Source organism: Streptococcus downei MFe28, assembly GCF_900459175.1.
Taxonomy (GTDB): Bacteria; Bacillota; Bacilli; order Lactobacillales; family Streptococcaceae; genus Streptococcus; species Streptococcus downei.
Genome location: NZ_UHFA01000002.1, coordinates 500,162 through 513,664 on the forward strand (window position 1 = coordinate 500,162; position 13,503 = coordinate 513,664).

Genomic DNA, 13,503 nt, shown 5'->3' on the forward strand with positions numbered 1-13,503 from the left:
GAGCGTTAAGCTACCAAAGCGAAAATAGGAAAATTGACGACGAGTCTTGAGACTCTAGACAATTTTGTACCTAAAGGTAGTCTTAGCTGTAATTGACTAAAGTCAAAACAGCTACCTCTCTTTTTGCACAGGTAGTAGCTCGGACTTTAGGAAACTCATCTTTTTTGCCCAGCGTTTATCCCGTGTTCAAATCAACAAGCTTGTTGAATAGTTCGTATCAGATTTGAAGATAGAAACAAGATATTGGAATCGAACACGCCTGCAACTCTTTGAAAAAAGATAAACTCTCCCTAGATGCGAGCATCTTCAGTTGAGTTTCCTATTTTTCTTTGAGTTGCTAAACGGCTAAGTATCTTGTTTTCCCCGTGAAAACTAGTCGCTCGCTAGGGCGGCCTGACAATTTAACAGGAGAAATAAAACTATGTCACGTATTGGTAATAAGGTTATCGTGTTGCCTGCTGGTGTTGAAATCACCAACAAGGACCACGTTGTAACTGTAAAAGGACCAAAGGGAGAACTCACTCGCGAGTTTGACCGCAATATTGAAATTAAAGTCGAAGGCAATGAAATCACTCTTCATCGTCCAAACGACTCTAAAGAAATGAAGACCATCCACGGAACAACCCGTGCCAACCTCAACAACATGGTTGTGGGTGTTTCTGAAGGCTTCCAAAAAGAACTTGAAATGCGTGGGGTCGGTTACCGTGCCCAACTGCAAGGTTCTAAGCTTGTGCTTTCTGTTGGTAAATCTCACCAAGATGAAGTTGAAGCTCCTCAGGATGTTACATTTGAATTGCCAAGTCCAACACAAATTCTTGTTAAAGGAATTAACAAGGAAGTTGTTGGTCAAACAGCAGCCTACATCCGTGGACTTCGTTCACCAGAACCTTATAAAGGTAAAGGTATTCGTTACGTTGGTGAATACGTTCGTCGTAAAGAAGGTAAAACAGGTAAATAATAGATGGTGTCAGGTGCAGATTTTCTGTTATCTGTCATTCTCTAAATTGACGAGAGTTGGCTAAAACTAACTCATCATAGAAATTTAAGAGGTGAAAATTGTGATTTCGAAACCAGATAAAAACAAAATCCGCCAAAAACGCCATCGTCGCGTTCGCGGAAAACTCTCTGGAACTGCTGATCGCCCACGTTTGAACGTTTTCCGTTCTAATACAGGCATCTACGCTCAAGTGATTGATGACGTAGCGGGTGTAACGCTCGCAAGTGCTTCAACTCTTGATAAGGAAGTTTCTAAGGGAACGAAGACAGAACAAGCCGTTGTTGTCGGTAAACTTGTTGCTGAACGCGCAGTAGCTAAAGGTATTTCTGAAGTGGTGTTTGACCGCGGTGGATATCTCTATCACGGACGTGTAAAAGCTTTGGCTGACTCAGCTCGTGAAAACGGATTGAAATTCTAATAGGGAGGACACTAAACATGGCATTTAAAGACAATGCAAATGAATTCGAAGAACGCGTCGTTGCCATTAACCGGGTTTCTAAAACCGTAAAGGGTGGTCGTAACCTGCGTTTTGCAGCTCTGGTAGTTGTAGGTGACCGCAATGGTCGTGTTGGCTTTGGTACTGGTAAATCTAAAGAAGTTCCAGAAGCTATTCGCAAAGCAGTAGAAGATGCTAAGAAAAACTTGATTGAAGTTCCTATGGTTGGTACAACAATTCCTCACGAAGTTTATTCAAACTACTCTGGGGCTCGCGTATTGTTGAAGCCAGCTGTTGAAGGGGCTGGAGTTGCTGCAGGCGGTGCTGTTCGTGCCGTTGTTGAATTGGCAGGGATTGCTGATGTAACATCTAAGTCACTCGGTTCTAATACCCCAATCAACATCGTACGAGCTACTGTTGAAGGTTTGAAACAATTGAAACGTGCAGATGAAGTTGCTGCTCTTCGTGGCATTTCAGTTTCTGACTTAGGATAAGAAAGGAGATAGGCATGGCTCAAATTAAAATCACTTTGACTAAGTCTCCAATCGGTCGTAAGCCAGAACAACGTAAAACAGTTGTTGCTCTTGGACTTGGTAAGTTGAACAGCTCAGTTGTCAGAGAAGACAATCCAGCTGTCCGTGGTATGATCAAGGCAGTTTCTCATTTGGTTACTGTTGAAGATGTAAAATAAAATTTAGTAAGTCGCAAGGTTTTTCTTTGCGACTTCTACTAAATTAAGAGATAATGTATAGGCGAGTTTTTGAGGAGAGTCCTTTTCCCTCCTCAAAGGCGCTAGCATTTTACAAAAAAAGGAGAAAATTAGACATGAAACTTCATGAATTGAAACCAGCTGAAGGTTCCCGCAAGGCTCGTAACCGTGTTGGACGTGGTGACTCATCAGGTAATGGTAAAACTGCAGGACGTGGTCAAAAGGGTCAAAAGGCTCGTAGTGGTGGCAAGGTCCGTTTGGGATTTGAAGGTGGACAAACTCCTTTGTTCCGTCGTATGCCAAAACGCGGATTTACCAACATTAACGCTAAGGAATATGCTTTGGTAAACCTTGACCAATTGAATGTCTTCGAAGATGGTACGGAAGTGACTCCTGTTGTCCTGAAAGAGGCTGGAATCGTCCGCGCTGAAAAATCAGGTGTTAAGGTGCTTGGTAACGGTGAACTAACTAAGAAATTGACTGTTAAAGCAGCTAAATTCTCAAAATCTGCCGAAGCAGCTATTACAGCTAAAGGTGGTTCAATCGAAGTCATCTAATGAGGAGTACTCATTATGTTCTTTAAATTATTAGTCGAAGCATTGCGGTTAAAAAATGTCAGGAAAAAGATTTTCTTTACAATTTTTGCCATTCTGGTTTTCCGAATCGGTGCTCACATCACGGTGCCAGGCGTCAATGCGACAGCTCTTGAGAATATGAAGGACCTACCCTTCCTGAATATGCTCAACCTGATAAGTGGTAGTGCCATGGGCTCCTTCTCCATCTTTGCCTTGGGGGTTAGCCCGTACATTACGGCTTCCATTGTTGTTCAGCTTTTGCAGATGGATATTTACCCACGCTTCGTTGAGTGGAGTAAACAGGGGGAAGTTGGTCGACGTAAGCTCAACCAAGCAACTCGTTATATTTCCCTAGTCTTAGCCTTTATCCAGTCCATTTCCATAACGGCAGGCTTTAACATTTTGGCCTCGTCCAAACTGTTAGCTAGTCCCAGCCCTAAGACCTTTATTACCGTCGGCTTAATTTTAACGACAGGTACGGTCATTGTGACATGGTTGGGGGACCAAATTACTGATAAGGGCTTTGGTAACGGGGTTTCCATGATCATCTTTGCAGGGATCATTGCTCAAATTCCAAATGCCGTCAAGTCAATCTACAACGAATACTTTGTAAATATTGCGCCAGGTCAACTGACAAATTCATGGATCTATATTGGACTTCTTGTTTTTGCAGTCTTGGTTATCATCTTCTTTACAACCTTCGTTCAACAAGCTGAATATCAGATTCCAATTCAATATACAAAGTTGGCACAAGGAGCTCCGACCAGCTCTTACCTACCACTCAAGGTCAATCCTGCTGGGGTTATCCCTGTTATCTTCGCTAGTTCGATTACGGCAGCGCCTAGCTCGATTATTACCTTCCTTCAAAGCACCAATGTTAACCTTCCTTGGTTGGATACTTTGCAGGAGCTTTTCTCTTACCAATCTCCGACAGGGATGGCGATTTACGCTGTTCTGATTGCTCTTTTCTCTTTCTTCTATACCTTTGTACAGGTTAATCCAGAGAAAACAGCTGAGAATTTGCAAAAGAATGCAGCTTATATTCCAAGCGTTCGGCCAGGACGAGAAACAGAGGAATATCTATCATCGCTCTTGAAGAAGCTAGCGACGATTGGTTCCATCTTCTTGGCTTTTGTTGCTCTGATTCCAATCATTGCCCAACAATTGTTCAATCTCTCATCAACAGTAGCACTAGGAGGAACAAGTTTGCTCATCCTGATTTCAACTGGTATTGAAGGTATGAAACAATTGGAAGGTTACCTTTTGAAGAAAAAATATGTTGGATTTATGAATGCAGAATAGGAAATGAGACGGAAAATTCTTATGGCTCAGCCATGAATTTCCTTTCACTTTCTAGTTTAAAGGGGGGGAGGCTGAAATGTTCTGCCGACCCACTAAACTGTTGATTGGGAGAGAATTATCTCTTATTTATCGAGAGATGGCTTCCCTCGACAAGTGCTTAAGCACCTAGCTTATCATCACCAATCAGCGACTGCATCAGGGTTTTAATTTTAAACAAATAGTGAGGTTAGAGTCTTTTGTCTCAACCTCTTCTATTTTGTTTTTTGATAAGTTTGCTAACTCTAGCAGGCTTATTTAAAAACAAAAAAGGAGACGATTATGAATCTTTTAATTATGGGTCTGCCAGGTGCCGGTAAAGGAACCCAGGCGGCAAAACTTGTCCAAGAGTTTGGGGTTGCTCATATTTCGACAGGGGATATGTTTCGTGCGGCCATTGCCAATCAAACTGAACTTGGTCTTTTAGCTAAGTCATACATGGACAAGGGTGACCTGGTTCCTGATGAAGTGACCAATGGTATCGTCAAAGAGCGTCTGGCTCAGGCTGATGTTAAAGAAAAAGGTTTCTTGCTTGATGGATACCCTCGGACCCTGGAACAGGCAAAGGTTTTGGATACAATTCTTAAAGAGTTGGGCCTTAACTTGGATGCTGTTATCAATATTGATATTGAGTCAAGTAAGTTGGTTGAACGCTTGAGTGGCCGTATCATCAATCGTAAGACAGGCGAAACCTTCCACAAGGTTTTCAATCCACCTGCTGATTACAATGAAGAAGACTACTACCAACGTGAAGACGACAAACCTGAAGCTGTTAAACGTCGTTTGGAAGTCAATATTGCTCAGGGTCAACCGATTATCGCCTACTATCGGGAACAAAATCTTGTTCACGATATCCAAGGTGATCAAGATATCGATGATGTCTTCAAAGAGGTCAGCCAAGCGATTTCAGGCTTGAAATAATTTGGCTATCCTACTTGCACAAGTGTTGGACTTGTGATATTATAAGATAGTCTGACTTATAATTGTTACCCTTGTGCTCAAGGGAATCGAATCGAAATTTAGGGGGTACTTTTGCGTGGCAAAAGAAGATGTGATTGAAATTGAAGGTAAGGTTGTTGAAACCATGCCTAATGCTATGTTTACAGTTGAGCTTGAAAATGGTCACCAAATTTTGGCGACAGTTTCAGGGAAAATCCGCAAGAACTACATTCGTATTTTGGTCGGAGACCGTGTCACTGTTGAAATGAGCCCATACGACTTAACGCGTGGACGCATCACATACCGCTTTAAATAGTCGAAATAATTGGAGGGATTAAGATATGAAGGTAAGACCATCAGTCAAACCAATTTGCGAATACTGTAAGGTTATTCGCCGTAACGGTCGTGTTATGGTTATTTGTCCATCAAATCCAAAACACAAACAACGTCAAGGATAATATAGAAAGGAGAAGACATGGCTCGTATTGCTGGAGTTGATATTCCAAACGACAAACACGTAGTAATTTCATTGACTTACATCTATGGAATCGGATTGGCAACCTCTCAAAAAATCTTGGCTGCCGCAGGTGTCGCAGAAGACATTCGCGTTAAAGATTTAACAACCGATCAAGAAGATGCTATCCGTCGTGAAGTTGACAACATCAAGGTTGAAGGAGATCTTCGTCGCGAAGTGAACATGAACATCAAACGCTTGATGGAAATCGGTTCTTATCGTGGAATTCGTCATCGTCGTGGACTTCCTGTCCGTGGACAAAACACAAAGAACAATGCCCGTACTCGTAAAGGTAAAGCCGTTGCGATTGCAGGTAAGAAAAAATAAAATAGGAGGTAAAAAAATTGGCTAAACCAACACGTAAACGTCGTGTGAAGAAGAACATCGAATCTGGTGTTGCTCATATTCACGCTACATTTAACAACACTATTGTTATGATTACAGATGTGCATGGTAACGCTTTGGCATGGTCATCAGCTGGTGCGCTTGGTTTCAAGGGTTCTCGTAAATCTACACCATTTGCTGCCCAAATGGCTGCTGAAGCTGCTGCGAAGTCTGCCCAAGATCATGGTTTGAAGACAGTTGAAGTTACTGTTAAAGGCCCTGGTTCTGGTCGTGAATCAGCTATTCGTGCTCTTGCAGCTGCAGGTCTTGAAGTCACGGCAATTCGTGATGTGACTCCTGTGCCACACAACGGTGCTCGTCCTCCAAAACGTCGTCGTGTATAATCGTAACAAACTTACTAACTGTACACTAGATCGTTTTGAGGGAGCATTTAAATGATTGAGTTTGAAAAACCAACAATAACAAAAATTGATGAAAATAAAGATTATGGCAGATTTGTTATCGAGCCACTCGAACGTGGTTATGGAACGACTCTAGGTAACTCACTTCGTCGCGTACTTCTGTCTTCACTTCCGGGTGCAGCAGTAACATCAATCAAGATTGATGGTGTACTTCACGAATTTGATACCATCCCTGGCGTTCGCGAAGATGTGATGCAAATTATCCTTAATATCAAAGGACTTGCCGTCAAATCATACGTCGAAGACGAAAAGACAATTGAACTTGATGTCACAGGTCCAGCAGAAGTTACTGCCGGAGATATTTTGACTGATAGTGATATCGAAATTGTCAACCCCGACCACTACCTCTTCACTATTGCTGAAGGACATACCCTCAAAGCAACCATGACCGTTGCTAAAAATCGTGGCTATGTGCCAGCTGAAGGCAATAAGAATGATAGTGCACCAGTTGGGACTTTGGCAGTGGATTCAATCTACACACCTGTCAAAAAGGTTAATTACCAAGTTGAACCAGCTCGTGTTGGTAGCAATGCTGGCTTCGATAAATTAACCATCGAAATCATGACGAATGGGACAATTATTCCCGAAGATGCCCTTGGACTCTCAGCTCGTGTCTTGATTGAGCACTTGAATCTCTTTACTGATTTAACCGAAATTGCTAAGACAACAGAGGTTATGAAGGAAACTGAAAGTGTCTCAAATGACCAAGTCTTAGATCGCACCATCGAAGAAATCGACTTGTCTGTTCGATCATACAACTGTTTGAAACGTGCAGGTATCAATACTGTATTTGATCTCACGGAAAAAACAGAGCCTGAAATGATGAAAGTTCGCAACTTGGGACGTAAGAGTCTGGAGGAAGTCAAGGTTAAATTGGCTGAACTTGGTCTCGGGCTTAAAAACGATAAATAAAATTAACATAGGAGGATAAGATGGCTTACCGTAAACTAGGACGCACTAGCTCACAACGTAAAGCGGTTCTTCGCGATTTGACTACAGACCTTTTGATCAATGAATCAATTGTGACTACTGAAGCGCGCGCAAAAGAACTTCGTAAAACAGTTGAAAAAATGATTACCCTTGGTAAACGTGGTGACTTGCATGCTCGTCGTCAAGCAGCAGCTTTTGTACGTAATGAGATTGCATCAGAAAGCTATGATGAAGCAAATGATGAATACACTTCAACAACTGCTCTTCAAAAACTTTTCGGCGAAATTGCTCCACGTTATGCAGAACGTAACGGTGGATACACTCGGATTCTTAAAACCGAACCCCGTCGTGGTGATGCTGCGCCAATGGCAATTATTGAACTTGTATAAGATCATCAATTTTGTTGAGTGTTATGATGATGGATACCTAAACTCTGGTATCTTAGTCTAGCTCTGGTCTACCGCTGAGAGGAGGCTCTCAGCGGGAACACTCATCATATTTTTTAGGAACAAAGCGTAACGCTTGTTTACGAAATCCTTCTAAAGCATAGAATGATTTCGCAAGCAGGCGTTTTTTTGCGCCCTAGTTCTAATAGCCAAAATCCTAGGATTTTTTAATCTTTTATTAAAAGAATTAGAATGTTTTTCATTTCTTTCCAATCTGACCGATTATGAATTATGAATTATTATGAATTATTTTAAAAAAATTCCAGCAAAGTTATTGACAAGGGTGAAGGTGTTTGCTAGAATAAAGAAGCTGTCCTCGAGAGGGGACGAAAGACCTTTGAGAACTGAATAGCGAAGCAACCAAGACGTGCGGGTTAAGGAATTAACCTGTCAAGAAAAGCCATAAATCTGTCAGAGACGGATTGAGTAAAGATTAAATGAGAGTTTGATCCTGGCTCAGGACGAACGCTGGCGGCGTGCCTAATACATGCAAGTGGAACGCATTGATATCACCGGAGCTTGCTCCACTGATATTAATGAGTCGCGAACGGGTGAGTAACGCGTAGGTAACCTGCCTGATAGCGGGGGATAACTATTGGAAACGATAGCTAATACCGCATGAGAGTGTTTAACACATGTTAGAGACTTAAAAGATACCATTGTATCACTATCAGATGGACCTGCGTTGTATTAGCTAGTTGGTAGGGTAGCGGCCTACCAAGGCACCGATACATAGCCGACCTGAGAGGGTGATCGGCCACACTGGGACTGAGACACGGCCCAGACTCCTACGGGAGGCAGCAGTAGGGAATCTTCGGCAATGGACGAAAGTCTGACCGAGCAACGCCGCGTGAGTGAAGACGGTTTTCGGATCGTAAAGCTCTGTTGTAGCGGAAGAACGCGTGTAAGAGTGGAAAGTTTACACAGTGACGGTACGCTACCAGAAAGGGACGGCTAACTACGTGCCAGCAGCCGCGGTAATACGTAGGTCCCGAGCGTTGTCCGGATTTATTGGGCGTAAAGGGAGCGCAGGCGGTTTAGTAAGTCTGAAGTTAAAGGCATTGGCTCAACCAATGTATGCTTTGGAAACTGTTAGACTTGAGTGCAGAAGGGGAGAGTGGAATTCCATGTGTAGCGGTGAAATGCGTAGATATATGGAGGAACACCGGTGGCGAAAGCGGCTCTCTGGTCTGTCACTGACGCTGAGGCTCGAAAGCGTGGGTAGCGAACAGGATTAGATACCCTGGTAGTCCACGCCGTAAACGATGAGTGCTAGGTGTTAGGTCCTTTCCGGGACTTAGTGCCGCAGCTAACGCAATAAGCACTCCGCCTGGGGAGTACGACCGCAAGGTTGAAACTCAAAGGAATTGACGGGGGCCCGCACAAGCGGTGGAGCATGTGGTTTAATTCGAAGCAACGCGAAGAACCTTACCAGGTCTTGACATCCCGATGCCCGCTCTAGAGATAGAGTTTTTCTTCGGAACATCGGAGACAGGTGGTGCATGGTTGTCGTCAGCTCGTGTCGTGAGATGTTGGGTTAAGTCCCGCAACGAGCGCAACCCTTATTGTTAGTTGCCATCATTGAGTTGGGCACTCTAGCGAGACTGCCGGTAATAAACCGGAGGAAGGTGGGGATGACGTCAAATCATCATGCCCCTTATGACCTGGGCTACACACGTGCTACAATGGTTGGTACAACGAGTCGCAAGCCGGTGACGGCAAGCTAATCTCTGAAAGCCAATCTCAGTTCGGATTGTAGGCTGCAACTCGCCTACATGAAGTCGGAATCGCTAGTAATCGCGGATCAGCACGCCGCGGTGAATACGTTCCCGGGCCTTGTACACACCGCCCGTCACACCACGAGAGTTTGTAACACCCAAAGTCGGTGAGGTAACCTTATAGGAGCCAGCCGCCTAAGGTGGGACAGATGATTGGGGTGAAGTCGTAACAAGGTAGCCGTATCGGAAGGTGCGGCTGGATCACCTCCTTTCTAAGGATAAACTAAGTAACAGAGGGCGCTAAAAAGCGACTTGATTTTAGGGACTGACCAAGAAATCCTGATTTCTTAGGGCAGTCATCTAAATCACAAGCTTTTAGCCCGAGTACAATTTAGCCAAAGTGGTTAATAGAAGTACCTGAAGCTTAGTACCGGAAGCACGTTTTGGGGACGCTATTTAGTTTTCAGAGGTTTTGTGGGGCCTTAGCTCAGCTGGGAGAGCGCCTGCTTTGCACGCAGGAGGTCAGCGGTTCGATCCCGCTAGGCTCCATTAGGATACGGAGGACGATTCGCTTTTTTCCTAAGACGTTAGTCCGGAGTTCAACTATTCTCAAAGAGCAGTGCCCCCTTATCCTAAGAAGCAACGAAGTTGCCAATTGTTCATTGAAAATTGAATATCTATCAAATAGTAACAAGAAAATAAACCGAAACGCTGTTATATTTTAAAGAGACCAAAGAGAAATAAGGTTAAGTTAATAAGGGCGCACGGTGGATGCCTTGGCACTAGGAGCCGAAGAAGGACGTGACGAACGACGAAATGCTTTGGGGAGCTGTAAGTAAGCCTTGATCCAGAGATGTCCGAATGGGGGAACCCGACAACTAATGGTTGTCATCCATGACTGTTAAGGTCATGAGAAGGAAGACGCAGTGAACTGAAACATCTAAGTAGCTGCAGGAAGAGAAAGCAAAAGCGATTGCCTTAGTAGCGGCGAGCGAAGAGGCAGGAGGGCAAACCGAAGTGTTTACACTTCGGGGTTGTAGGACTGCGCAGTGGACGTATAGATTATAGAAGAATGTTCTGGGAAGGACAGCCAAAGAGAGTAAGAGCCTCGTATTCGAAATAGTCTATATACCTAGCAGGATCCTGAGTACGGCGAGACACGAGGAATCTCGTCGGAAGCTGGGAGGCCCATCTCCCAACCCTAAATACTCCCTAGTGACCGATAGTGAACCAGTACCGTGAGGGAAAGGTGAAAAGCACCCCGGAAGGGGAGTGAAAAAGAACCTGAAACCGTGTGCCTACAAGAAGTTCGAGCCCGTTAATGGGTGAGAGCGTGCCTTTTGTAGAATGAACCGGCGAGTTACGTTAATGTGCGAGGTTAAGTTGAAGAGACGGAGCCGTAGGGAAACCGAGTCTGAATAGGGCGGAATAGTACATTGACGTAGACCCGAAACCATGTGACCTACCCATGAGCAGGGTGAAGGTGAGGTAAGACTCACTGGAGGCCCGCACCAGAGTACGTTGAAAAGTGCTTGGATGACTTGTGGGTAGCGGAGAAATTCCAAACGAACTTGGAGATAGCTGGTTCTCTCCGAAATAGCTTTAGGGCTAGCGTCGACATTTAGATTATTGGAGGTAGAGCACTGTTTGGGTAAGGGGTCCATCCCGGATTACCAAACTCAGATAAACTCCGAATGCCAAGTAATCATGGTCGGCAGTCAGACTGCGAGTGCTAAGATCCGTAGTCGAAAGGGAAACAGCCCAGACCACCAGCTAAGGTCCCCAAATAATTGTTAAGTGGAAAAGGATGTGGGGTTGCACAGACAACTAGGATGTTAGCTTAGAAGCAGCTATTCATTCAAAGAGTGCGTAATAGCTCACTAGTCGAGTGACCCTGCGCCGAAAATGTACCGGGGCTAAAACAATTTACCGAAGCTGTGGATCCTTTAGGGGATGGTAGGAGAGCGTTCTATGTACGCAGAAGGTATACCGTGAGGAGTGCTGGAGTGCATAGAAGTGAGAATGCCGGTATGAGTAGCGCAAGACAGGTGAGAATCCTGTCCACCGTAAGACTAAGGTTTCCAGGGGAAGGCTCGTCCGCCCTGGGTTAGTCGGGACCTAAGGAGAGACCGACAGGTGTATCCGATGGGCAACAGGTTGATAGTCCTGTACTAGAGTATAGAGTGAAGGAGGGACGCAGAAGGCTAACTCAACCAGACGAATGGAAGTGTCTGGCCAAGCAGTGAGGCGTGGTATGAGTCAAATGCTTATACCTGTAACGCCAGGCTGTGAAGGGGAGCGAAGTTTAGTAGCGAAGTGAGTGATGTCACGCTGCCAAGAAAAGCTTCTAGCGTTAATCTATACTCTACCCGTACCGCAAACCGACACAGGTAGTCGAGGCGAGTAGCCTCAGGTGAGCGAGAGAACTCTCGTTAAGGAACTCGGCAAAATGGCCCCGTAACTTCGGGAGAAGGGGCGCTGACTTTCAGTCAGCCGCAGTGAATAGGCCCAAGCAACTGTTTATCAAAAACACAGCTCTCTGCGAAATCGTAAGATGACGTATAGGGGGTGACGCCTGCCCGGTGCTGGAAGGTTAAGAGGAGTGCTTAGCGGTAACGCGAAGGTATGAATTGAAGCCCCAGTAAACGGCGGCCGTAACTATAACGGTCCTAAGGTAGCGAAATTCCTTGTCGGGTAAGTTCCGACCCGCACGAAAGGCGTAATGATTTGGGCACTGTCTCAACGAGAGACTCGGTGAAATTTTAGTACCTGTGAAGATGCAGGTTACCCGCGACAGGACGGAAAGACCCCATGGAGCTTTACTGCAGTTTGATATTGAGTATCTGTACCACATGTACAGGATAGGTAGGAGCCATTGAGTTCGGGACGCTAGTTTCGAATGAGGCGCTGTTGGGATACTACCCTTGTGTTATGGCTACTCTAACCCACTAGGCTAAACGTCTAGGGAGACAGTGTCTGACGGGCAGTTTGACTGGGGCGGTCGCCTCCTAAAAGGTAACGGAGGCGCCCAAAGGTTCCCTCAGATTGGTTGGAAATCAATCGCAGAGTGTAAAGGTATAAGGGAGCTTGACTGCGAGAGCTACAACTCGAGCAGGGACGAAAGTCGGGCTTAGTGATCCGGTGGTACCGCATGGAAGGGCCATCGCTCAACGGATAAAAGCTACCCTGGGGATAACAGGCTTATCTCCCCCAAGAGTTCACATCGACGGGGAGGTTTGGCACCTCGATGTCGGCTCGTCGCATCCTGGGGCTGTAGTCGGTCCCAAGGGTTGGGCTGTTCGCCCATTAAAGCGGCACGCGAGCTGGGTTCAGAACGTCGTGAGACAGTTCGGTCCCTATCCGTCGCGGGCGAAGGAAATTTGAGAGGAACTGCTCCTAGTACGAGAGGACCAGAGTGGACTTACCGCTGGTGTACCAGTTGTCCTGCCAAGGGCATCGCTGGGTAGCTATGTAGGGAAGGGATAAACGCTGAAAGCATCTAAGTGTGAAGCCCCCCTCGAGATGAGATTTCCCATAACGTTAAGTTAGTAAGAGCCCTGAGAGAAGATCAGGTAGATAGGTTAGGAGTGGAAGTGTGGTGACACATGGAGCGGACTAATACTAATCGCTCGAGGACTTATCCAAGATAAGTTACGAGAGGCACCAAATAAGAAAGCAACAGAAAATTAGGAAGGTGCCGACGTACAATTCATAAGTAAGGTTTCAAAAGTCATTGACAGGTTTTGGTGAGACTTGGTACAATAGATAGGTATTCAATTTTGAGTGAGTACACTCAAGGAGTTAAGTGACGCTAGCCTAGGAGATACACCTGTAACCATGCCGAACACAGCAGTTAAGCCCTAGAACGCCTGAAGTAGTTGGGGGTTGCCCCCTGTTAGATATGGGAGTCGCTTAGCCTTTATCCACCATAGCTCAGTTGGTAGTAGCGCATGACTGTTAATCATGATGTCGTAGGTTCGAGTCCTACTGGTGGAGTAGACAAGAGATTTGAGAGAGTTCTAGGAGAGCTCTTTCTTTTTGTTTTTTTCTGAAGGACCGAAAGTGGGGCATAGGGCGGTACTTGACTGTAGTTGA

Annotated in this window: 13 protein-coding genes, 2 tRNA genes and 3 rRNA genes; all 18 read left to right on the plus strand. The window is 45.2% G+C overall.

Translation table 11 applies throughout. From position 1 onward, the window contains the following. Window positions 1-421: 421 nt before the first annotated feature. On the plus strand, window positions 422-958 hold the full coding sequence (gene rplF, locus DYE66_RS02430; RefSeq protein ID WP_003001350.1) for a 50S ribosomal protein L6: 537 nt from the start codon (window positions 422-424) through the stop codon (window positions 956-958). 100 nt (window positions 959-1,058) lie between these two features. Then, complete coding sequence (gene rplR / locus DYE66_RS02435) at window positions 1,059-1,415, plus strand: 50S ribosomal protein L18 (RefSeq protein ID WP_003001342.1); 357 nt, start codon at window positions 1,059-1,061, stop codon at window positions 1,413-1,415. Between the two features lie 17 nt (window positions 1,416-1,432). Then, complete coding sequence (gene rpsE / locus DYE66_RS02440; RefSeq protein ID WP_003001334.1) at window positions 1,433-1,927, plus strand: 30S ribosomal protein S5; 495 nt, start codon at window positions 1,433-1,435, stop codon at window positions 1,925-1,927. Between the two features lie 14 nt (window positions 1,928-1,941). Beyond that, on the plus strand, window positions 1,942-2,124 hold the full coding sequence (gene rpmD / locus DYE66_RS02445; protein WP_003001281.1) for a 50S ribosomal protein L30: 183 nt from the start codon (window positions 1,942-1,944) through the stop codon (window positions 2,122-2,124). 134 nt (window positions 2,125-2,258) lie between these two features. Next, complete coding sequence (gene rplO / locus DYE66_RS02450) at window positions 2,259-2,699, plus strand: 50S ribosomal protein L15 (protein WP_003001307.1); 441 nt, start codon at window positions 2,259-2,261, stop codon at window positions 2,697-2,699. Between the two features lie 15 nt (window positions 2,700-2,714). Next, a complete protein-coding gene (gene secY / locus DYE66_RS02455; protein WP_003001346.1) occupies window positions 2,715-4,019 on the plus strand; it encodes a preprotein translocase subunit SecY in 1,305 nt (434 codons plus the stop codon). A 318-nt stretch (window positions 4,020-4,337) separates the two neighbouring features. After that, window positions 4,338-4,976 carry an adenylate kinase gene (locus tag DYE66_RS02460; RefSeq protein WP_003001310.1) on the plus strand — a complete coding sequence of 213 codons (639 nt, stop codon included), beginning with the start codon at window positions 4,338-4,340 and terminating at the stop codon, window positions 4,974-4,976. A 115-nt stretch (window positions 4,977-5,091) separates the two neighbouring features. Beyond that, window positions 5,092-5,310, plus strand: a complete 219-nt coding sequence (gene infA / locus DYE66_RS02465) for a translation initiation factor IF-1 (protein WP_001040189.1) — start codon at window positions 5,092-5,094, stop codon at window positions 5,308-5,310. Window positions 5,311-5,335: 25 nt separating this feature from the next. Next, on the plus strand, window positions 5,336-5,452 hold the full coding sequence (rpmJ, locus tag DYE66_RS02470; RefSeq protein ID WP_002959355.1) for a 50S ribosomal protein L36: 117 nt from the start codon (window positions 5,336-5,338) through the stop codon (window positions 5,450-5,452). A 17-nt stretch (window positions 5,453-5,469) separates the two neighbouring features. Then, a complete protein-coding gene (rpsM, locus tag DYE66_RS02475; RefSeq protein WP_003001297.1) occupies window positions 5,470-5,835 on the plus strand; it encodes a 30S ribosomal protein S13 in 366 nt (121 codons plus the stop codon). 17 nt (window positions 5,836-5,852) lie between these two features. After that, window positions 5,853-6,236, plus strand: coding sequence for a 30S ribosomal protein S11 (rpsK, locus tag DYE66_RS02480; RefSeq protein ID WP_002959353.1), 384 nt, complete (start codon window positions 5,853-5,855; stop codon window positions 6,234-6,236). 51 nt (window positions 6,237-6,287) lie between these two features. Beyond that, entirely contained in the window at window positions 6,288-7,226 is a 939-nt protein-coding gene (locus tag DYE66_RS02485; RefSeq protein ID WP_003001340.1) for a DNA-directed RNA polymerase subunit alpha, read from the plus strand. 20 nt (window positions 7,227-7,246) lie between these two features. Next, the gene (rplQ, locus tag DYE66_RS02490) at window positions 7,247-7,633 is read left to right on the plus strand and encodes a 50S ribosomal protein L17 (protein ID WP_003001330.1); all 387 of its coding nucleotides are present in this window, start codon (window positions 7,247-7,249) and stop codon (window positions 7,631-7,633) included. Between the two features lie 490 nt (window positions 7,634-8,123). Next, window positions 8,124-9,680, plus strand: a 16S ribosomal RNA gene (locus tag DYE66_RS02495). A 204-nt stretch (window positions 9,681-9,884) separates the two neighbouring features. After that, window positions 9,885-9,957: transfer RNA gene (locus DYE66_RS02500), tRNA-Ala, on the plus strand. A gap of 195 nt (window positions 9,958-10,152) precedes the next feature. Further along, a 23S ribosomal RNA gene (locus DYE66_RS02505) occupies window positions 10,153-13,053 on the plus strand. A gap of 156 nt (window positions 13,054-13,209) precedes the next feature. Beyond that, window positions 13,210-13,325, plus strand: a 5S ribosomal RNA gene (rrf, locus tag DYE66_RS02510). Together the 16S, 23S and 5S rRNA genes with 2 tRNA genes alongside form the textbook arrangement of a ribosomal RNA operon. A gap of 5 nt (window positions 13,326-13,330) precedes the next feature. Beyond that, window positions 13,331-13,404, plus strand: a tRNA-Asn gene (locus DYE66_RS02515). Window positions 13,405-13,503 lie beyond the last annotated feature (99 nt).